The sequence below is a fragment of the Pseudomonas sp. FP2338 genome (assembly GCF_030687515.1).
Lineage (GTDB): Bacteria > Pseudomonadota > Gammaproteobacteria > Pseudomonadales > Pseudomonadaceae > Aquipseudomonas > Aquipseudomonas salomonii.
Window position 1 is genome coordinate 671,171 of sequence record NZ_CP117436.1, and the last position, 19,194, is coordinate 690,364.

The following is a 19,194-nucleotide window of genomic DNA, read 5'->3' on the forward strand; positions in this document are numbered from 1 at the left end:
ACATGTCTGCTGCCAAATCTATCGATATCAAGAAAAGTGTGGTCGATACGGTCCTTGCCGGGCTGATTTCGTTGATCGTGTTCGGCCCGATTGTCGGCGTGGTCCTCGACGGCTACAGCTTCAACCTGGAACCCGCGCGGGTGGCCACGTTGGTCGCCATTGTGATGGTCGGGCGCTTTGCCTTGAGCCTGTTCCTGCAAACCCCCAAGGGCATCAAGATCCTGCAGGGTTTCGAGAGCAGTGGCTCCGGCGTGCACGTGTTGCCGCCGGACTACAAATCGCGGCTGCGTTGGATCATCCCGGCACTGATCGTGATCGCCATCGTGTTCCCGATCTTCGCCAACAAGTACCTGCTGACCGTGGTGATCCTCGGGCTGATCTACGTGTTGCTCGGCCTTGGCCTGAATATCGTGGTGGGCCTGGCCGGTTTGCTCGACCTGGGTTACGTGGCGTTCTACGCCATCGGCGCCTACGGCCTGGCGCTCGGTTATCAATACCTGGGCCTGGGTTTCTGGAGTGTGTTGCCTCTGGCGGCCATCGCTGCCGCGCTGGCGGGCTGCATACTCGGGTTCCCGGTGCTGCGAATGCACGGCGATTATCTCGCCATCGTGACCCTGGGCTTCGGTGAAATCATCCGCCTGGTGCTCAACAACTGGTTGTCGTTTACCGGTGGCCCCAACGGTATGCCAGTGCCTTCGCCGACCTTCCTCGGCCTGGAATTCGGGCGCAAGGCCAAGGATGGCGGGATTCCGTTCCACGAGTTCTTCGGCATTGATTACAACCCCAACATCAAGTTCATGTTCATCTACATCGTGCTGTTCCTGGTGGTGCTGGCCGTGCTGTACATCAAGCACCGCCTGACCCGCATGCCAGTGGGTCGCGCCTGGGAAGCCTTGCGCGAAGATGAAATCGCCTGCCGTTCCATGGGCCTGAACCATGTGCTGGTCAAGCTCTCGGCGTTCACTATCGGGGCCTCGACTGCCGGCCTGGCGGGTGTGTTCTTCGCCAGCTACCAGGGCTTCGTCAACCCGTCGTCGTTTACCTTCTTCGAGTCGGCGCTGATCCTTGCCATCGTGGTGTTGGGCGGCATGGGCTCGACGGTCGGCGTGGTGATTGCGGCGTTCGTATTGACGGTTGCGCCGGAGTTGCTGCGCAGCTTCTCCGAGTACCGTGTGCTGCTGTTTGGCGTGTTGATGGTGGTGATGATGATCTGGCGACCGCGCGGCTTGATCCGCATCAGCCGTACCGGTGTGACACCACGCAAGGGGGTAGCGCCATGAGCAAGGAAGTCGTGCTCTCTGTGGAACACCTGATGATGCACTTCGGTGGCATCAAGGCCTTGAGCGACGTGAGCCTCAAGGTCAAACGCAACTCGATCTTCGCCCTGATCGGCCCCAACGGCGCCGGCAAGACCACGGTGTTCAACTGCCTCACCGGCTTCTACAAAGCCAGCGGCGGCAAGATCGAACTGAACATTCGCGGCAAGCAGACCAACGTGATCCAGTTGCTTGGCGAACGCTTCAAGGCCGTCGACTTCGTTTCGCCAAAAAGCTTCTTCAGCCGCGTGTACTACAAGATGTTTGGCGGCACCCACTTGGTAAACCGCGCCGGGTTGGCGCGGACCTTCCAGAACATTCGCCTGTTCAAGGAAATGTCGGTGCTGGAAAACCTGCTGGTGGCCCAGCACATGTGGGTCAACCGCAGCATGCTGGCGGGCATCCTCAACACCAAGGGTTACCGCAAGGCCGAAAGCGATGCCCTCGACCACGCGTTTTACTGGCTCGAAGTGGTGGACCTGGTGGATTGCGCCAATCGCCTGGCCGGTGAGCTTTCCTACGGGCAGCAACGCCGCCTGGAAATCGCCCGCGCCATGTGCACGCGGCCGCAGATCATCTGCCTGGACGAACCGGCAGCGGGCCTCAACCCGCAGGAAACCGAAGCCCTCAGCGCGATGATTCGCCTGCTGCGCGACGAACACGACCTGACAGTGGTGCTGATCGAACACGACATGGGCATGGTGATGAGTATTTCCGACCACATCGTGGTGCTCGACCACGGCAACGTGATCGCCGAAGGCGGCCCGGATGCAATCCGCAACGACCCGAAAGTGATCGCCGCCTACCTGGGCGCAGACGAAGAGGAGCTGGTATGAGTGCGCCTATCCTCGAAATGAAGGACCTGGACGTGTTTTACGGCCCGATCCAGGCCCTGAAAAAAGTCTCGCTGCACATCAACGAAGGCGAAACCGTGAGCCTGATCGGCTCCAACGGCGCGGGTAAATCCACGCTGCTGATGTCGATTTTCGGCCAGCCGCGCGCCGAGTCCGGGCAGATTCTGTACAACGGCGTCGACATTACCCACAAGTCGTCCCACTACATCGCCTCCAACGGCATTGCGCAGTCGCCGGAAGGGCGGCGGGTGTTCCCCGACATGACCGTCGAGGAAAACCTGCTGATGGGCACCATCCCGATTGGTGACAAGTATGCGCAGGAAGACATGCAGCGCATGTTCGAGCTGTTCCCACGGCTCAAGGAGCGGCGCACCCAGCGCGCAATGACCATGTCCGGTGGTGAACAGCAAATGCTCGCCATCGCCCGAGCGCTGATGAGCCGGCCCAAGTTGCTGTTGCTGGACGAACCGAGCCTGGGCCTGGCGCCCATTGTGGTGAAGCAGATCTTTTCCACACTGCGCGAGCTGGCCGCCACCGGCATGACTATCTTCCTGGTGGAACAGAACGCCAACCACGCGCTGCGCCTGTCGGACCGGGCGTATGTGATGGTCAACGGCGAGATTCGCCTGACGGGCACCGGCAAGGAATTGCTGGTGAATGAGGAAGTGCGCAACGCCTACCTCGGCGGGCATTGATCTGAAGGCCTGACGCAATAACCCCATGAGGGAACCGGCTCTCTGTGGGAGCTGGCTTGCCTGCGATGCAAGCACCTCGGTCTTTCAGGTAGACCGAGGAGATGCCATCGCAGGCAAGCCAGCTCCCACATGAAACGGTTTCCACATTCGTTTTTGGGGCGTTTTCAGTGCTCCGGCCAAATTGTGGAAAACAAATCCAGCCCACCTCCAAAGCGCGACATATAGCCGCCGCAAATCCCTGTTTTGTCACAGTTTTGACTTGTCCCCATCCGCTGTGGAACCGGCTGTGGGTAACGTGGGAGTAGCTGGCTGCAAGCCTTTAAAACCGTGGCTTGCAGCGTGGTGGTTGTTTATTGATCAGCCGGTTTTTGCTGGCCTGCCGAGGGCTTTGTCAACCTGTTTAAAGACACAGGTATATGACTGATTTATGTCGGATCAGCCTGTGGATAAGTCTGTGACTAAACTCTGGAAAGACCGCCGCAGAGGCCGGAATGACTGGCCTGGAGCCATCGTTCGGATTTTCCCTCTTGCCATTGGGCTACATACGCCCCGGCCAAGGTCAAGCAAAAAACTTTCTGAAACTGTCTGTAAGCCTTGTATAGAGCGGCCTGGGGCTTTTTACACTTGCCCCCAAAGACTGTGGGCGCAGTTGTGGATAACCTGCGTGCATATGGCTGCAAGCCACGTTCTATAAGGCTTTGCTTGGGGTGATCAAAAAACAGCCAGCCGTGCATGAAGTTATGCGCTTAGCGGTTGCCGCAATCGCGGCGTAAGGGCATTCTGCTGGCTGTTTTTTTCCCGATGCCCGCAAGGAGAACACCATGTCCGACACGCTGTTTATTACTGGCGCCACCTCAGGTTTCGGCGAAGCTTGCGCCCGTCGTTTTGCCGACGCCGGCTGGAAACTGGTGCTTACCGGCCGTCGTGCTGAGCGTTTGAATGCCTTGGTCGAAGAGCTTTCCAAGCAGACCGAAGTGCATGGCCTGGTGGTGGACGTGCGTGACCGCAAGGGTATGGAAGAGGCCATCGCCAACCTGCCGCCGTCGTTCGCCAAGCTGCGCGGGCTGATCAACAACGCCGGCCTGGCCGTGGGCACCGACCCTGCGCCCAAGTGCAGCCTCGATGATTGGGAAACCATGGTCGATACCAACATCAAAGGCCTGCTGACCACCACCAACCTGCTGTTGCCGCGCCTGATCGCCCATGGCCGTGGCGCCGGCATCATCAACCTGGGTTCCATCGCCGGTAACTACCCGTACCCGGGCAGCCACGTGTATGGCGGCTCCAAGGCGTTCGTGAAGCAGTTCTCGCTGAACCTGCGTTGCGACCTGCAAGGCACCGGCGTGCGTGTGACCAACATCGAGCCGGGCCTGTGTGAGAGCGAGTTCTCGCTGGTGCGTTTTGGCGGTGACCAGGCGCGTTATGACGCGACCTATGCCGGTGCCGAGCCGATCCAGCCGCAGGATATTGCCGACACGATCTTCTGGGTGATGAATACCCCGGCGCACGTGAACATCAACCGGTTGGAGCTAATGCCGGTGAGCCAGACCTGGGCTGGGTTTGCGATTGAGCGTGGGGCCAAGGGCTGAAACTGATTGTTGTTGTTGTTGTTGTTGTTGTTGTTGTTGTTGTTGTTGTTGTTGTTGTTGTTGTTGTTGTTGTTGTGGCGAGGGAGCTTGCTCCCGCTGGGCTGCGCAGCGGCCCCAAAATCTGAGGGCCGCTTCGCGCCTCAGCGGGAGCAAGCTCCCTCGCCACAATAGGTTTCACTGGGCTTTAACAGGCGTCAAATCGGCCAAAACAGGACATAAGGTACACTCCACTCCTGAAAACCCCTCCGCACTGTGCGGTTTAAAGGTTTTGACGGGAGGAAATGTGAGTAACCGAGGTGAGCAGGCACTGCTCAAACAATCGACGATTCTGATGTTCGCAGTCGCGATCGCCGGGATTGTCACGGGTGTGATATCTGGCGCCCAATCCATTCTGTTCGACGGCTTTTTCTCGCTGATCGCCACCGCCATCAAGGTGTTGATGCTGATCACGGCCAAGCTGATCGCCAAGAAAAGCAACGAGCGCTTCCAGTTCGGCTACTGGCACCTGGAGCCGATGGTGCTGCTGATCGAAGGCAGCTTCCTGTTGCTGATCGCGATCTACGCGTTTCTCAACGGCGTGTTCGGCATTATCAATGGCGGGCGTGAAATCGAATTGGGGCTGGTGATCGTTTACGCGGCGGTGTTTACCGTGGTCGAGTTCGCCTACTTCTTCTACGTGCGCTATCGCAATCGCACGCTGAAATCTTCACTGATCCAGTTCGACAACATCAGTTGGCTGGTGGACGCGATGCTGTCGGTGGGCCTGCTGATCAGCTTCCTTGCCGCGCTGTTGCTCAAGTCCCAGGGCTATGGCGAGTGGGCGGTGTATGTCGACCCATTGATCCTGATTCTGCTGGCACTGAGCATGCTGGCGCCGGCGTTCAAGATCCTGCGCCCGGCGTTGCGTGAGGTACTGGGCATTGCCCCGGACCACCTGGACGACAAGGTGCGTGAAGTGATGGACGCGGCCCAGGCCAGGCATGGTTTCGATGACTACGTGTCGTACGTGCAAAAGCACGGGCGGGCGCGGTTTATCGAGATTCATGTGGTGTTGCCGGCCAATTACCCGGTGGCTAACGTGGCGACGCTTGATGAGTTGCGCGAGGAGATATCCACAGGGTTGGGTACGCCGGATGCTGCGCGCTGGTTGACGATCAGTTTTACCGGGGATCGCAAGTGGATTGCGTGAGGTCAGTTAGACCGAGGTGAGGCTATCGCAGGCAAGCCAGCTCCCACATTTTGATGTGTGAATACAGTCAAGTGTGGGAGCAGGCTTGCCTGCGATGAGGCACTAAAGGTCAACCCAGATGCTGGATCAGGCCCTGATAGCAGGTCGCCAAGTGATACGGCGTAGTCGACGGCATATCCCGCCGGCTCACCGCGCCCTTGGCATCCAGGCATTCATGCCAGCCTTGCTCATGCAAAAAATGCCGTTGCAGCGCCAGCAATTGGCGCTGCAAGACCGCCTCACTGCCCGGCCGCAGGGTCAGCGCCCGCAGGTATTCAGCCTGAGCCCAGATCCTTTGAGTGCCGTCGCGCACGCTGCCATCCAGCGCGAGCATGCCGCTGACTGCGCCACTTAACTTATCCACACCCTTGAGCTCTGCATAGGCAAATGCCCGCGTCAGCGAGGCATGCAAGGGTGTGCCGCGCAGCACGTCTGAAGAATCGAGCAAAAAGAACCACTCGAACTGGTGCCCCGGCTCAAACCAGTTATCCACAGCGCCCAGCGGTTTTTCCATCATCACGCCGTGCTGGCGGTCGATGAAGCGCTTTTGCAGGGCCGTGGTGAGGTCCAGCAGCGCGTCTTGGGTGATGGCACCTTCACGCACGGCCAGCGTGGCGAGAAAGCCTTCTGCCAGGTGCATCAGCGGGTTTTGCAGGGGGCCGGACTTGAGGGATGACCAGTTGCGTTCCAGCACCGCTTCGTACAGGCCGTCGCCCGTGGCGAAACGTTCGGCGACCACGGCCAGGGCCGCATCGAGTACCGACTCCACCAACGGCTCGCGTACCTTGGCCCAATAGTGGGCGCAGGCGAAGATGATGAAGGCGTGGGTGTAGAGGTCTTTGCGCTTGTCCAGCGGTTTGCCGTGGGCGTCGATGCTGTAGAACCAGCCGCCATGCTCGGCATCATGGAAGTGCCGTTGCAGTGAGCGGAACAGTGCCGCTGCACGCTCTTCGGCAAACGCTGCACCGGGCTCGCCGATCAGGCTGGCGAACAGGTACAGCTGCCGGGCGCAGGCCATGGCGCGGTAGCGTTGCGGGGGCAATGGCTGGTGATCGGCGCCCAGCGCCTCGTAGGGAAGCGCCAAGTCGGCGTTCCAGCCCGGGCCTTGCCACAGCGGCACGATCAGGGTGTGGAAGTGCGTGAGCACGGCATTCAAGGAAGGTTGGGAAGCGATGGGCATCGGCTGGCGTCGTCACGGCAGAGGTGTAGGCGCGCATGGTAGCAGGCTTGAGTTCTGTGGTGTTTGTGCCACCGCCATCGCAGGCAAGCCAGCTCCCACCTTTGGATCTGTGTACACAGTCAAAGGTGGGAGCTGGCTTGCCTGCGATGGGGCCCTCAGCAGCGGCGCAAATCAGCCCGCCAGCAACCAAACCCCAGTCGCCGCCGAAGCTGCCCCGGCAACCCGTACCAACGGTGCAGCAGCAGCCGGCAGGAAACGCACCACGGCATACCCAGCCGCATGCAGAGCCGCCGTCGCGCCGACAAACCCGGCGGCATACGCCCACGGGCTGGACATGTCCGGCAGCTCCAGGCCGTGCGCCACACCGTGGAACAGCGCAAACAACGCCGTCGCGCCCACCGCCACAAACAACGGCGGCCGCACTGCCAGCGCCACCGCCAAGCCCAGCGCCAGTACCGAGGCGGCAATCCCGCTTTCCAGCGCCGGCAGTTCCAGGCCTTCAAAGCCGAGCAGGCCGCCGATCAGCATGGTGCCGACAAAGGCGCAAGGCAGTGCCCAGCGCGCCTTGCCTTGTTGCTGCGCGGCCCACAGGCCGACGGCGACCATGGCCAGTAAATGATCAATACCGCCCAATGGGTGGCTGATACCGGCCACCAGCCCATTATCGCCATGCCCTGGGTGGGCGAAGGCAAGGGCCGGTGCCAGCAGCAGGGCAGCGGTAGCGAGAAGTTTGTTAAGACCCATACAGGCTCCTTTTTGGGGGTGGGATCAGGCCGCAGTCAGCAAGCCCTGACGTTCGATAAAGGCGACGATTTCATCCAGCCCGACGCCGGTTTTCTGGTTGCTGAACACAAAGGGCTTACCGTTGCGCATGCGTGTAGTGTCACTGTTCATCAGTTCCAGCGAGGCGCCGACCAGGGGCGCCAGGTCGATCTTGTTGATCACCAGCAAGTCGGATTTGCAAATACCGGGCCCGCCCTTGCGCGGCAGCTTGTCACCGGCAGACACATCGATCACGTAGATGGTCAGGTCTGACAGTTCCGGGCTGAACGTGGCCGACAAATTGTCGCCGCCGGACTCCACCAGGATCAGGTCCAGGCCGGGGAAGCGGCGGTTGAGTTGGTCCACCGCTTCGAGGTTGATCGAGGCGTCTTCACGGATGGCCGTGTGCGGGCAGCCGCCGGTTTCCACGCCGATGATGCGCTCGGGCGCCAAGGCCTGGTTGCGCACCAGGAAATCCGCGTCTTCGCGGGTGTAGATATCGTTGGTGACCACCGCCAGGTTGTAGCGGTCGCGCAGCGCCAGGCACAGCGCCAGAGTCAGTGCGGTCTTGCCGGAGCCCACCGGGCCGCCGATGCCGACACGCAAAGGTTGTGTGTTCATATAGGTCTCCTAGGAACGAAACAGGCGGCTGTATTGGCGCTCATGGGCCATACACGCCAGGGACAGGCCGAACGCGGCGCTGCCGAAATGAATAGGGTCGATGTGTGCGGCGTCCTGCTGGGCTTGTTGCAGCAGGGGCAGCAATTCGCTGGTCAGGCGTTGGGCGGCTTGCTGGCCCAGCGGCAGGGTTTTCATCAGCACCGCCAACTGGTTTTCCAGCCAGCTCCACAGCCATGCGGCGAGGGCGTCGTCGGGGCGGATGTGCCAGGCGCGGGCGGCCAAGGCCCAGCCCAGGGCCAGGTGCGGCTCATCACGTTGGGCCAGAAAGTGGCGTGCGGCATCGTCCAGCTCCGGTAAACCGTTGAGCAACTGTTGCAGGGAATAGCCCATCTGCCGGCTCTCCTGATACAGCTCGCGGGTCTCGCGGCTGGCGCGGTGCTCTTCGCACAGCTGGGCCAAACGCGGCCAATCCTGTTCGGCGGCGGCGCGGCAATGGGCGAGCAACAGCGGCGCTTCGAAACGGGCGAGATTGAGCAGCAACTGGTCGCTGATCCAGCGCCGGGCACTGGCTGCATCATTGACCCGGCCGTTATCCACTGCCATTTCCAGGCCTTGGGAATAGCTGTAGCCACCAATCGGCAATTGCGGACTGGCCAGACGCAACAGCGCCCAGGCTGGGTTCATAGACGCACGCCGAACTGGTGGAGCTTGGGCGGGTAGTTGAAGTCTTCGTCGCCATGGCGCGAATGGTGATGGCCGCCGCCATAGGCGCCGTGTTCCGGCTGGAACGGAGCCTCGAGGGTTTGCGTGGTGGCGCCGAGTTGTTCGAGCATGGCCTTGAGCACGTAGTCATCGAGCAGGCGCAGCCAGCCGTCGCCGACTTGCAAGGCCACATGGCGGTTGCCGAGGTGATAGGCCGCGCGGGTCAGTTCGAAGGCGTTGCTGCAGGTGACGTGCAGCAGCTGTTCAGGGCGGGCGACCACGCGTACCACGCGCCCGTCTTCCGCTTGCAGGCATTCGCCATCGTGCAGCGGCGGCTGGCCACGCTCCAGAAACAGGCCGACGTCTTCGCCGTCGGCACTGAAACAGCGCAGGCGGCTTTTGCTGCGGGCTTCGAAGTTCAGCAGCAGTTCGGCGGCCCAGAGGGCTTGGGGGGCGATTCGGCGGTGGATCACCAGCATCAGGAGGCTTCCAGCTATGAGCGATAAAGGAGCTAGAGCAAGGGGCTTGCCAACCGTGTGTAAGGGCGGGAAATCCCTGTAGGCAAGCACGGACATGCCACCGAATAGGGCGTCAGCCAATGGCTGTCGCGCTTCAAATTGGTGCGCTATTGGATTTATAGCACTGGATGGGGGCGCTTTTCGTTGAGAAACGTTGCGTGAAGGATGAAATTTCCTTCATCTGTTTCGTACTGGATTTTTCTCGGATTTGTCCTACGCGATTGAAGGATTTGCCGTTCAAAAAGTTACGCGCTGTTTCATTACGATGTGCGCCGTGTCTAATCCACTGCGACGCCGATCATGTTCAAAGTATTTTTGGTTTCACTTATTGTCAGCTTGTCCTGCGCGGTCATACCGGCCTCGGCCAATTTAAAAGCGCCTGTGGCCTTTGAACCCTCCGCCACCATCGACAACGTGATCGATCGTGCCCATGAGTTGCTCGGCACGCCGTATAAAAGCGGCGGTACCAAGGTTAACCAGGGGTTTGATTGCAGCAGCTTCCTGGTCTACCTGTTCAAGACCGAAGCCAATATCCGCCTGCCGCGCACCACCACAGAAATGCATCGATCAAGCGCCGCGACCGTTAAGCGCGAGGCGCTCAAACCCGGCGACGCGGTATTTTTCAAAGGCAATGGGCGCGGACAGGTCAGCCATGTCGGCCTTTATATCGGCCAGGGCAAATTCATTCATTCGCCCAGCAGCGGCAAACACGTGCGTATCGATTCATTGAGCAACAGCTACTGGAAAAAGCACTACACCACCGCCAAGCGCTTCCACACCGCGGGCTGACCGGGTTTATTCGGTGCTGCCCAGCCCTTGCCAGTGCTTGAGGCCGATGAAGATAAAGCGCAGTTGCTGGGTGATTTTCGCCTGGGGCGTAAGGTGCGCAGGCAGGGCCTGGGCCGGAGGGTCGATGATGTCGGGCAGGGTGGCGAACACGCTCTTGACGATCAGGTCGGCCATGACGTGCAGGCCGTCGGCATCCAGGTGCTGGAGCTTGGGCATCAATGTGAGGTCGGCGGCCAGGTCGCGGGTGATGTCTTCGCGCAGGGCGCCGATGGCTTGGCGCACGGCCAGGCAGCCACCGTATTGCTCGCGGGCCAGGAACAGGAATTGCGAGCGGTTGGCCGAAACCACGTCGAGAAAGATCCGCACAGAGGCATCGATGATGCCGCCCATCACGAACTCGTTGTGACGGACCAGGCGAATGGTGGCGCGAAAGGTCTGGCCGACTTCACTCACCAGCACGAGCCCCAGCTGGTCCATATCCTCAAAATGACGATAGAACCCGGTTGGCACGATCCCGGCGGTCTTGGCCACTTCGCGCAGGCTCAGGCTGCCGAACCCACGGCCACACTCCATCAGATGGCGGGCTGCGTCCATCAAGGCGAGGCGGGTCTGTTGCTTTTGTTCGGCGCGGGGCAGCATCGGCGGGCGGGCTTTGTCGGCAAGTACAGCGTTGCACTCTAGCAAAACAGCTTCATCTACGTCGAACTTGGCGGGGTGTTCAGGGTGTGATGCAGTCTAGATAAAAGCCAAAGCCCGATCTTCTAATCGGGCTTTTTTCTCGGCCACCACGGGGTTAGCTCTGTGCTTGATGCAGTTCTTGCAGACGGTCAGCACCGCCTTCAGCAACGCCTTCGGTGTAAGCACGTTTGTTGGCTTGTTCAGCGCCACCTTCTACCAGGCCTTTCTGTTCCAGACGATCACGGCCACCTTCAGCAACGCCTTCGGTGTAGGCGCGTTTGTTGGCTTGTTCAGCGCCGCCTTCTACCAGACCTTTCTCTTCCAGGCGGTTGCGACCGTTTTCAGCAACAGCGCCTTTGGCGTAGTCACGGTTTTCATCTTCTTGCGAACCGCTGCGGGCCAGGGTCTGGCTCGACTGAACGGCTTGAGCTTTGTTCTGTGGGGTGGCTTGTTCAGCGGCTGGCAGGGCAAATGCGCTCGAAGCCAGGACCGACAGCAGAACAGTAGCGAGTATTTGGCGTTTCATGATGGGTTGCTCCTTGGGAGGGCGATAAAGTGGGTACAGGGCTAATGTTACTCTCGAGAAGTCGATATAAAAGTTCATAAACACAATGGTAATAATCAACAGAATTGATTGTTCCCCGCAGAGGCTCTAGAACGCGCCTCTCAAGCCCGCGCTTTTGCACCGTGGTGGGTATTTTCGACACGAACGTGGGTAACAATGGTGCGCCGTCGATGATGAAAACTGTCTGATCGATCAGAAAAGTGGCTTATTGCGACTAAATCGTTGTTCGGGTTAAACCCCTAGGCGGTTTGCCAGTCGTAGCCTTATAAGCTGTAGTTTTGCTATCTGTGTTGAGGAGTCCTGTGCAATGACGCGCACTCGTAAAATCGTGGTTTGGAGCTGCGCCAGCTTCGCGGTGTTAATCGCCATTCTGGTCTTGGTGCTGGTGTTTTTTGATTGGAACCGCATCAAGCCGCCGCTCAATGCCAAGGTCTCCGAAGAGTTGCATCGCCCGTTTGCCATTAATGGCAACCTCGCCGTGGTGTGGGCGCGCGAGCCCGATGAAGGCGGTTGGCGGGCTTGGGTGCCATGGCCGCATGTGATTGCCGAAGACCTGACCCTGGGCAATCCGGACTGGTCAAAAAAACCGCAGATGGTCGCGCTCAAGCGCGTGGAATTGCGCATTTCGCCCCTGGCTTTGCTGGCCCAGCGCGTGGTGATCCCGCGTATCGACCTCACCGAGCCGAGTGCCGACTTGCAGCGCCTGGCCGACGGCCGCGCCAACTGGACCTTCAAGTTCGACCCCAAAGACCCCAACGCCGAGCCATCCAGCTGGGTGGTGGACATCGGTTCCATCGGCTTCGACAAGGGCCACGTCACCCTCGACGACCAAACCCTCAAGACCCAACTGGACGTGATCATCGACCTGCTCGGCAAGCCGATTCCCTTCGGTGAAATTGTCGGCGACGCGGACGCCAAGAAGGCCCTGGAAAAAGGCTCGGCGCCGCAGGATTACGCATTCGGCCTCAAGGTCAAAGGCCAGTACCACGGCCAGAAACTCGACGGCACCGGCAAGATCGGCGGGCTGCTGGCTTTGCAGGACGCGGCCAAGCCGTTCCCGTTGCAAGCGCAAGTGAAAATCGCCGACACCAGCATCGCACTGGCCGGCACCCTGACTGACCCGCTGAACCTGGGCGCCCTGGACCTGCGGCTGAAACTCTCCGGCAGCAGCCTGGGCAACCTTTACCCGCTGACCGGCGTAACGCTGCCCGATTCTCCAGCCTATTCCACCGACGGCCATCTGATCGCCAAACTGCATGAGGCCAGCGGCGCGTCATTCACCTATGAAAACTTCAACGGCAAGATCGGCACCAGTGATATCCACGGCAACCTCAGCTACGTTGCCAGCCAGCCACGCCCCAAGCTCAGCGGTACGCTGGTGTCCAACCAACTGCTGATGACCGACCTTGCGCCGTTGATCGGTGCCGACTCCAACGCCAAGCAAAAGGCCCGTGGTGGCGAGAGCAAGCAACCGGCAACCAAAGTGCTGCCGGTGGAAGAGTTCCGCACCGAGCGCTGGCGCGACATGGATGCCGATGTGGAATTCACCGGCAAACGCATCGTACACAGCGCCGACTTGCCGTTTACCGACCTCTACACCCACTTGGTTCTCAACGATGGCGAGCTGAGCCTGCAACCCCTGCGCTTTGGCGTGGCGGGTGGCAAGCTGGATGCGCAGATTCGCTTGAACGGGCGTATCACGCCGATGGAAGGGCGCGCCAGGCTGACCGCGCGCAACTTCAAGCTCAAGCAGCTGTTCCCGACGTTCGAGCCGATGAAAACCAGCTTTGGTGAGCTCAACGGCGATGCCGATATTTCCGGGCGCGGCAACTCCGTGGCGGCCCTGTTGGGCAGCTCCAACGGTGACCTGAAAATGTTGATCAACGACGGCGCCATCAGCCGCGGCCTGATGGAAATTGCCGGGCTCAACGTGGGCAACTACGTGGTAGGCCGTCTGTTCGGTGACAAGGAAGTGAAGATCAACTGCGCGGCGGCGGACTTTGGCATCAAGACGGGTCTGGCGACGACGCGGCTGTTTGTGTTCGATACCGAGAACGCGATCATTTATATCGATGGCACCGCGAACATGGCGACTGAGCAGTTGGACTTGACCATCACGCCCGAATCAAAAGGCTTCCGCCTCTTTTCCCTGCGCTCGCCACTGTACGTCAACGGCCCATTTATCAAGCCCAATGCTGGTGTGAAAGCGGTGCCGTTGATGTTGCGGGGTGCCGGCATGGTCGCGCTCGGTGTGATCGCCGGCCCGGCTGCTGGTCTGTTGGCCTTGGTCGCGCCGAGCGGCGATGAGCCCAATCAGTGCGGACCGTTGCTGCAACAGATGAAAGAAGGCAAGGCGCCGAAAACCGTGAAATAACTGACGAAACCGAGGCGAAAAATGTGGGAACTGGCTTGCCTGCGATAGCGGTGTAACAGTCGATACAGACACTGACTGTTAGATTGCTATCGCGGGCAAGCCCGCTCCCACATGGGGTTCAGCGGTGATACGTGTTACAGGTCCTGCAGAATATCCGCCATGTCATCGGCGTGTTCTTCTTCCTGGGCCAGGATGTCTTCGAAGATTCGACGTGTAGTCGGGTCTTTATCACCGATGTACTGGATGATTTCGCGATAGCTGTCCACCGCGATCCGTTCGGCCACCAAGTCTTCGTAGACCATTTCCTTCAGGGTATTGCCGGCCACGTATTGAGCGTGGGAGTTCTTCGACAGCAGGTCGGGGTTGAACTCCGGCTCACCACCCAGCTGCACGATGCGCTCGGCCAGTTTGTCGGCGTGTTCGGCTTCCTGAGTGGCGTGCTCCAGGAACTCATCGGCGGCGACACTGGCTTTCAGGCCGCTGGCCATGAAGTAGTGACGTTTGTAGCGCAACACGCAGACCAGTTCAGTGGCCAGCGACTCGTTGAGCAGGCGGATAATTTCCTCACGGTCGGCATCGTAGCCTTCGGTCACGGCGCCGTTTTCGACGTGCTGGCGGGCGCGGCTGCGCAGGGTTGCAACGTCGGTCAAGTTTGCTTGGGTCATCTCAATCTCCTGGTGCTAATCCGGTTTTGCGCCACGCTCTGTCGGCGTGATCACTCCAAGTTGTGAGTCCTGGCTGAGGCAAAAAGTTTTATCGGATTTCACACCGTCTGGCCGGGCACTTCCAAACGGCTTAGTCATGGGGCAGTCATGTCGGTTGGTCTAGGATGGCATTATCGCTTTCCGACCTGGATGCTGCCCCATGCCCGATTCCCTCGCCACGCGTTACCCCTTGGTGCTGGTGCCCGGCATGCTGGGCTTTGTGCGCGTAGGCTTTTTCCCTTACTGGTACGGCATTGTCCCGGCGCTGCGAGCGGGTGGGGCGCAGGTATTTGCGATTCAGGTGGCGCCGCTGGATTCCAACGAGGTGCGCGGCGAGCAGTTGCTGGCGCACATCGAACAGATCCGCCGCGAGACCGGCGCCGACAAGGTCAACTTGATCGGCCACAGCCAGGGCGCGCTCACCGCGCGTTATGCCGCCGCCATGCGCCCGCAGTGGGTGGCGTCCGTGACGTCGGTGGCCGGGCCCAACCATGGCTCGGAACTGGCGGACCATATCCACGCCCATTACCCGCCGGCCAGCGTGAAAGGCAGACTGATGAGCGCGATGTTTCATCTGGTTGCCTGGGTGATGGGCCTGCTGGAAACCGGCTATCGCGGCCCGCGCTTCAAGGCCGACTTGCAGGCCTCGCACCAATCCCTGACCCGTAACGGTGTGGCCTTGTTTAACCGCCAGTATCCCCAAGGGCTGCCCGAAACCTGGGGCGGGCAGGGCGCCGAGGTGGTCAACGGCGTGCGTTATTACTCGTGGTCCGGCACCTTGCAGCCAGGCAAGACCGACCGTGGGCGCAACCTGCTGGATGGCACCAATCGCAGTTGCCGGCTGTTTGCGCGCAGCTTTGTGCGTGAGAAGGGCCAGTGTGACGGCATGGTTGGGCGCTACAGCTCACACTTGGGCACGGTCATCGGCGATGACTACGCCCTGGACCACTTCGATATCGTCAACCAGTCCATGGGGTTGGTGGGCAAAGGTGCGGAGCCGATCCGGTTGTTTGTCGAGCATGCGCGGCGGCTGAAGGCGGCCGGGGTTTAGCCGGGAGACCGGGTTATCGTTCATCGCAGGCAAGCCAGCTCCCACAGTTGACCCCATTCCAACGCTGGAACCCGGTCAACTGTGGGAGCTGGCTTGCCTGCGATAGCGATCTGTCAGGCGACGCCAACCTCACGGCGCACCGGCGTAATCCAACGCTCCGACAAAATCACCCCACCCAAGGTCAGCAAGCCACCGACCAAGTGATACAGCGCCAACTCTTCCTTCAGTACCACCGCCGCGATCAAGGCGGTAATCAACGGCAGCAAGTTGAAAAACAGTGTGGTGCGGCTTGGCCCCAGGTGTTTCACCGAGTGCATCCACGCCAGTGGCGCCAGCATCGACGCCAGCAGGCACGCGTACAGCACCAGCGGGATATTCGCCCAGCCCAAGCCGGCCTTGGCCGAGAACAGGAACAGCGGAAACAGCACCACCACCGCCACCAGTATCTGCAAATACAGCAACACCAGCGGCGGCAGACGCAGTTGCCATTTTTTCAGCAAGGTGCTGTAGACCGCGTAGGCCAGGGTGGCGAACAGCATCATCGCGTCACCCAGGTTGAGCCCGTGTTGCAGCAACGCGCCGAGGTTGCCGGCCGACACCACCACGACCACGCCTGCGAACGACAGCACCGCGCCGGTCAGCGCGCCGAAGGTGAGGCGTTGGCCGAGGCTGATGATGGCGGCCGTCAGCGACATCAACGGCATCAGCGACAGGATGATGCCCATGTTAGTGGCGCTGGTCAGCGTCGCAGCGTAATAGGCCAGGCTTTGATACACCGCCATGCCCAGTACGCCGAGGATGAAAATCTTGCCCAGGTTCGGGCGGATCAGCGCCCAGTTGGCCAGCACCGGCTTGAGCATGAACGGGGTAAACAGCAACACCGCCAGCAACCAGCGGTAAAAGCCGATTTCTGCGGGGAAGATCGAGCCCACCGCCAGTTTGTTGACCACGGTGTTGCCGGCCCAGATAAAGATGGCCAGCAGGGGATACGCGTATTGCATCGAAAGAAACCAGGTGTGTTGATGAGCCGGGATTATCCCCTGTCTGGATAGAAGCCTATACTGCGATCCAGACAACCGACCTTTGTATCCAGACAATATGGCCAGACACACCGTACGCCTCGCGGACTTTCGCAGCCTGCCGAGCCCCGTCTACTTCCGCTACTCCGAATTTGCCCCCGACACCGAATGCACGCCGCATCGGCATGGCTGGGGCTCGCTGGACTATTCGGCCAATGGCGTGATGCGCATGGAAGTGGCCGGCAACCGCTTTATGTCGCCGCCGCAGTACGCGGTATGGATCCCACCCAATACCGAGCACAGTTCCTACAATGCCCAGGCGATTGTGTATCGCTCAGTGGGCCTGGCCCCGGAACTCTGCGCAGAGCTGCCGCAGGCGCCGTGCACCTTGGCGATCAGTGACATTCTCAAGGCCATCCTCAGCGACTTCGCCCAGCGTGACGTCAATATCGCGCAGACCGAGGCGGATATACGCCTGGCCCAGGTGCTGGTGGACCAGCTCAAACAAGCGCCGATGCATGATTGCTTCCTGCCTTACGCGCGCCACCCCGGCTTGCTCGGCGTACTTGAAGGCATGCAGGCCGAGCCTGGCGACAATCGCCCGCTGGCGCAGTGGGCCGAGCAAGTGCATGTGAGTGAGCGGACGTTGGCGCGCCAATTTGTGCGCGAGCTGGGCATGAGCTTCGGTGAATGGCGCCAGCGCCTGCGTTACCTCGCCGCCATCGAAGCTCTGGACAGCGACCGCAGTGTGCAACACGTAGCCTTTGACTTGGGCTACAGCACCGCCTCGGCGTTTATCGCCATGTTCCAGCGTCACGCCGGTTGCACCCCGGAGCAGTACCGCCGGTCGAATATTCGCGGGCGCTGAAGATGTAACAGGTTTTGACTACACTGCTGCGTAGGCCGTGCCCCTTTGGTACGGCAACAGGGAGAAAACTCCATGAAGATGCTGCGTATTCCGTTGTTGATGATGGGCCTGCTGCTGTGTTCCCAAGGCTTCGCTGCCACTGCCCAGCAAAATAAAATGACCACTTGCAATGCCGAAGCCTCCACCAAGACGCTCAAAGGTGATGACCGCAAGGCCTTTATGAAGACCTGCCTGTCGGCGCCAGCCGCCAACGATGCCAAGACCCTGACCCCGCAGCAGCAGAAAATGAAAGACTGCAATGCCACGGCGAAAACCAAGGCGTTGGCTGGCGATGCGCGTAAAACCTTTATGAGCACGTGCCTCAAAGGCAGCTAACAACATAGATCCCATGTGGGAGTCGGGCTTGCTGTGGCGAGCAAGCTTGTTTGCGCTGGGGTGCGAAGCGCCCCCAAAAAAGCGGGCTCTGCGCTGTCGAACGGGACGGTTCGACGACTCGACAAGCGCCCTCGGCACTGCAAGCCAGCTCCCACACTTGATCGTGTTCACAATTCAGACCTCTCGCTTGATTCCCTCAAGGCTGGCAGACTGCCCATCCTTTAACGCCGTTCGTTTTGAGGCTGTATGCCAACGTTTTCTCAGCGTCACGTGTTGTTGCTGGTCAGTTGCATCATCATTTTCGGCGGGCTCCTGCTGGTGCTGCCACTCAAGCTGCTGCCCAGCTTGCTGGCCGGCCTGTTGGTTTATGAACTGGTCAACATGCTCACCCCGCAGTTGCAGCGGTTGATCGAAGGCCGGCGTGCGCGTTGGCTGGCGGTGGCCTTACTGGGCACCTTGATCGTCAGCGTGCTGACCCTGATCTTCGCCGGCGCCATCAGTTTCCTGCTGCACGAAGCGGAAAACCCCGGGGCGTCCCTGGACAAATTCATGGGCGTGGTCGACCGCGCGCGCGGGCAACTGCCGCCGTTCGTCGACGCCTACCTGCCCGCCAGTGCCGCCGAGTTCCGCGTGGCCATCGGCGATTGGCTGAGCAAACACCTGAGCGAGCTGCAACTGGTCGGCAAAGACGCTGCCCACATGTTCGTCACCCTGCTGATCGGCATGGTGCTCGGCGCCATCATTGCCCTGCAACGTGTGCCCGACCTGACCAAACGCAAACCCCTGGCCGCCGCGCTGTTCGACCGCCTGCACCTGTTGGTCCAGGCGTTTCGCAATATCGTCTTCGCCCAGATCAAGATTGCCGCGCTCAATACGGCCTTCACTGCGATTTTTCTCGCCGTCGTGTTGCCGCTGTGCGGTATCCACCTGCCTCTGACCAAAACCCTGATCGTGCTGACCTTTCTGGTCGGCCTGCTGCCGGTGATCGGCAACCTGATCTCCAACACCCTGATCACCATCGTCGCGCTGTCGCTGTCGATCTGGGTGGCGGTGGCGGCGTTGGGGTATTTGATCGTGATCCACAAGGTCGAGTACTTCCTCAACGCGCGCATCGTCGGCGGGCAGATCAGTGCCAAATCCTGGGAATTGTTGTTGGCGATGCTGGTGTTTGAGGCGGCGTTTGGTTTGCCAGGGGTGGTGGCGGGGCCGATTTACTATGCCTATCTCAAGAGCGAGCTGAAGCTTGGCGGGATGGTTTGACGTGCGCCAATCTCCGAAACTGTAGCGCCTGCCTAACATTAAATAG

Annotated in this window: 20 protein-coding genes; 11 read left to right on the forward strand and 9 right to left on the reverse strand. The window is 60.2% G+C overall.

Annotated elements, in window-relative coordinates:
• Positions 1–2 precede the first annotated feature (2 nt).
• The 5 genes from livM to PSH96_RS02845 all read left to right on the forward strand — a co-directional run bounded on the left by livM (position 3) and on the right by PSH96_RS02845 (position 5,643).
• A complete protein-coding gene (gene livM, locus PSH96_RS02825; RefSeq protein ID WP_056860508.1) occupies positions 3–1,280 on the forward strand; it encodes a high-affinity branched-chain amino acid ABC transporter permease LivM in 1,278 nt (425 codons plus the stop codon).
• The gene (locus tag PSH96_RS02830; RefSeq protein WP_305457347.1) at positions 1,277–2,152 is read left to right on the forward strand and encodes an ABC transporter ATP-binding protein; all 876 of its coding nucleotides are present in this window, start codon (positions 1,277–1,279) and stop codon (positions 2,150–2,152) included. The genes livM and PSH96_RS02830 overlap by 4 nt, the downstream gene beginning before the upstream one ends.
• Positions 2,149–2,865, forward strand: coding sequence for an ABC transporter ATP-binding protein (locus PSH96_RS02835; RefSeq protein ID WP_017136079.1), 717 nt, complete (start codon positions 2,149–2,151; stop codon positions 2,863–2,865). Before PSH96_RS02830 ends, PSH96_RS02835 begins: the two co-directional genes overlap by 4 nt.
• Before the next feature lie 821 nt (positions 2,866–3,686).
• Positions 3,687–4,454: an SDR family oxidoreductase gene (locus tag PSH96_RS02840; protein WP_138817089.1), complete on the forward strand. Its 768-nt coding sequence runs from the start codon at positions 3,687–3,689 to the stop codon at positions 4,452–4,454.
• Between the two features lie 283 nt (positions 4,455–4,737).
• Entirely contained in the window at positions 4,738–5,643 is a 906-nt protein-coding gene (locus PSH96_RS02845) for a cation diffusion facilitator family transporter (protein ID WP_056860506.1), read from the forward strand.
• A 109-nt stretch (positions 5,644–5,752) separates the two neighbouring features.
• Here PSH96_RS02845 and PSH96_RS02850 read toward each other — a convergent pair whose 3' ends face one another.
• The 5 genes from PSH96_RS02850 to ureE all read right to left on the reverse strand — a co-directional run bounded on the left by PSH96_RS02850 (position 5,753) and on the right by ureE (position 9,426).
• Complete coding sequence (locus PSH96_RS02850; RefSeq protein ID WP_305457350.1) at positions 5,753–6,862, reverse strand: AGE family epimerase/isomerase; 1,110 nt, start codon at positions 6,860–6,862, stop codon at positions 5,753–5,755.
• A gap of 171 nt (positions 6,863–7,033) precedes the next feature.
• The gene (locus PSH96_RS02855; RefSeq protein WP_305457352.1) at positions 7,034–7,606 is read right to left on the reverse strand and encodes a HupE/UreJ family protein; all 573 of its coding nucleotides are present in this window, start codon (positions 7,604–7,606) and stop codon (positions 7,034–7,036) included.
• A gap of 24 nt (positions 7,607–7,630) precedes the next feature.
• The gene (gene ureG, locus PSH96_RS02860; protein WP_028615537.1) at positions 7,631–8,245 is read right to left on the reverse strand and encodes an urease accessory protein UreG; all 615 of its coding nucleotides are present in this window, start codon (positions 8,243–8,245) and stop codon (positions 7,631–7,633) included.
• Between the two features lie 9 nt (positions 8,246–8,254).
• A complete protein-coding gene (locus tag PSH96_RS02865; protein ID WP_305457354.1) occupies positions 8,255–8,929 on the reverse strand; it encodes an urease accessory protein UreF in 675 nt (224 codons plus the stop codon).
• A complete protein-coding gene (gene ureE, locus PSH96_RS02870; protein WP_017136794.1) occupies positions 8,926–9,426 on the reverse strand; it encodes an urease accessory protein UreE in 501 nt (166 codons plus the stop codon). The genes PSH96_RS02865 and ureE overlap by 4 nt, the downstream gene beginning before the upstream one ends.
• A gap of 339 nt (positions 9,427–9,765) precedes the next feature.
• On the opposite strand from ureE, the gene PSH96_RS02875 reads away from it, so the two are divergent.
• Entirely contained in the window at positions 9,766–10,254 is a 489-nt protein-coding gene (locus tag PSH96_RS02875) for a C40 family peptidase (RefSeq protein ID WP_305457356.1), read from the forward strand.
• Positions 10,255–10,260: 6 nt separating this feature from the next.
• Here PSH96_RS02875 and PSH96_RS02880 read toward each other — a convergent pair whose 3' ends face one another.
• A complete protein-coding gene (locus tag PSH96_RS02880; protein WP_056860501.1) occupies positions 10,261–10,893 on the reverse strand; it encodes a TetR family transcriptional regulator in 633 nt (210 codons plus the stop codon).
• Between the two features lie 154 nt (positions 10,894–11,047).
• The gene (locus tag PSH96_RS02885; RefSeq protein ID WP_056860500.1) at positions 11,048–11,458 is read right to left on the reverse strand and encodes a hypothetical protein; all 411 of its coding nucleotides are present in this window, start codon (positions 11,456–11,458) and stop codon (positions 11,048–11,050) included.
• A 346-nt stretch (positions 11,459–11,804) separates the two neighbouring features.
• On the opposite strand from PSH96_RS02885, the gene PSH96_RS02890 reads away from it, so the two are divergent.
• The gene (locus tag PSH96_RS02890) at positions 11,805–13,871 is read left to right on the forward strand and encodes an AsmA family protein (RefSeq protein ID WP_305457358.1); all 2,067 of its coding nucleotides are present in this window, start codon (positions 11,805–11,807) and stop codon (positions 13,869–13,871) included.
• 134 nt (positions 13,872–14,005) lie between these two features.
• On the opposite strand, the gene PSH96_RS02895 is transcribed toward PSH96_RS02890, so the two are convergent.
• Positions 14,006–14,536 (reverse strand): bacterioferritin, encoded by a 531-nt coding sequence (locus PSH96_RS02895; protein WP_017136789.1) that lies wholly within the window; start codon positions 14,534–14,536, stop codon positions 14,006–14,008.
• A gap of 199 nt (positions 14,537–14,735) precedes the next feature.
• Here PSH96_RS02895 and PSH96_RS02900 point away from each other — a divergent pair, with 199 nt between their 5' ends.
• Positions 14,736–15,626 carry a triacylglycerol lipase gene (locus PSH96_RS02900; protein WP_305457360.1) on the forward strand — a complete coding sequence of 297 codons (891 nt, stop codon included), beginning with the start codon at positions 14,736–14,738 and terminating at the stop codon, positions 15,624–15,626.
• 113 nt (positions 15,627–15,739) lie between these two features.
• Here the strand turns inward: PSH96_RS02900 and PSH96_RS02905 are convergent, their stop codons facing one another.
• Positions 15,740–16,627: a DMT family transporter gene (locus PSH96_RS02905; RefSeq protein WP_305457362.1), complete on the reverse strand. Its 888-nt coding sequence runs from the start codon at positions 16,625–16,627 to the stop codon at positions 15,740–15,742.
• A 97-nt stretch (positions 16,628–16,724) separates the two neighbouring features.
• Here PSH96_RS02905 and PSH96_RS02910 point away from each other — a divergent pair, with 97 nt between their 5' ends.
• The 3 genes from PSH96_RS02910 to PSH96_RS02920 all read left to right on the forward strand — a co-directional run bounded on the left by PSH96_RS02910 (position 16,725) and on the right by PSH96_RS02920 (position 19,148).
• Positions 16,725–17,513 (forward strand): helix-turn-helix transcriptional regulator, encoded by a 789-nt coding sequence (locus tag PSH96_RS02910; RefSeq protein ID WP_305457364.1) that lies wholly within the window; start codon positions 16,725–16,727, stop codon positions 17,511–17,513.
• A 72-nt stretch (positions 17,514–17,585) separates the two neighbouring features.
• Positions 17,586–17,888 (forward strand): PsiF family protein, encoded by a 303-nt coding sequence (locus tag PSH96_RS02915; RefSeq protein WP_056860494.1) that lies wholly within the window; start codon positions 17,586–17,588, stop codon positions 17,886–17,888.
• A gap of 246 nt (positions 17,889–18,134) precedes the next feature.
• A complete protein-coding gene (locus PSH96_RS02920; protein WP_305457367.1) occupies positions 18,135–19,148 on the forward strand; it encodes an AI-2E family transporter in 1,014 nt (337 codons plus the stop codon).
• The last annotated feature ends 46 nt before the right edge of the window (positions 19,149–19,194 follow it).

Coding starts and splice junctions, on each gene's coding strand:
- livM (WP_056860508.1), top strand. CDS start 3: ATGTCTGCTGCCAAATCTATCGATATCAAGAAAAGTGTGGTCGATACG.
- PSH96_RS02830 (WP_305457347.1), top strand. CDS start 1,277: ATGAGCAAGGAAGTCGTGCTCTCTGTGGAACACCTGATGATGCACTTC.
- PSH96_RS02835 (WP_017136079.1), top strand. CDS start 2,149: ATGAGTGCGCCTATCCTCGAAATGAAGGACCTGGACGTGTTTTACGGC.
- PSH96_RS02840 (WP_138817089.1), top strand. CDS start 3,687: ATGTCCGACACGCTGTTTATTACTGGCGCCACCTCAGGTTTCGGCGAA.
- PSH96_RS02850 (WP_305457350.1), bottom strand. CDS start 6,862: ATGCCCATCGCTTCCCAACCTTCCTTGAATGCCGTGCTCACGCACTTC.
- PSH96_RS02855 (WP_305457352.1), bottom strand. CDS start 7,606: ATGGGTCTTAACAAACTTCTCGCTACCGCTGCCCTGCTGCTGGCACCG.
- ureG (WP_028615537.1), bottom strand. CDS start 8,245: ATGAACACACAACCTTTGCGTGTCGGCATCGGCGGCCCGGTGGGCTCC.
- PSH96_RS02865 (WP_305457354.1), bottom strand. CDS start 8,929: ATGAACCCAGCCTGGGCGCTGTTGCGTCTGGCCAGTCCGCAATTGCCG.
- ureE (WP_017136794.1), bottom strand. CDS start 9,426: ATGCTGGTGATCCACCGCCGAATCGCCCCCCAAGCCCTCTGGGCCGCC.
- PSH96_RS02875 (WP_305457356.1), top strand. CDS start 9,766: ATGTTCAAAGTATTTTTGGTTTCACTTATTGTCAGCTTGTCCTGCGCG.
- PSH96_RS02880 (WP_056860501.1), bottom strand. CDS start 10,893: ATGCTGCCCCGCGCCGAACAAAAGCAACAGACCCGCCTCGCCTTGATG.
- PSH96_RS02885 (WP_056860500.1), bottom strand. CDS start 11,458: ATGAAACGCCAAATACTCGCTACTGTTCTGCTGTCGGTCCTGGCTTCG.
- PSH96_RS02890 (WP_305457358.1), top strand. CDS start 11,805: ATGACGCGCACTCGTAAAATCGTGGTTTGGAGCTGCGCCAGCTTCGCG.
- PSH96_RS02895 (WP_017136789.1), bottom strand. CDS start 14,536: ATGACCCAAGCAAACTTGACCGACGTTGCAACCCTGCGCAGCCGCGCC.
- PSH96_RS02900 (WP_305457360.1), top strand. CDS start 14,736: ATGCCCGATTCCCTCGCCACGCGTTACCCCTTGGTGCTGGTGCCCGGC.
- PSH96_RS02905 (WP_305457362.1), bottom strand. CDS start 16,627: ATGCAATACGCGTATCCCCTGCTGGCCATCTTTATCTGGGCCGGCAAC.
- PSH96_RS02910 (WP_305457364.1), top strand. CDS start 16,725: ATGGCCAGACACACCGTACGCCTCGCGGACTTTCGCAGCCTGCCGAGC.
- PSH96_RS02915 (WP_056860494.1), top strand. CDS start 17,586: ATGAAGATGCTGCGTATTCCGTTGTTGATGATGGGCCTGCTGCTGTGT.
- PSH96_RS02920 (WP_305457367.1), top strand. CDS start 18,135: ATGCCAACGTTTTCTCAGCGTCACGTGTTGTTGCTGGTCAGTTGCATC.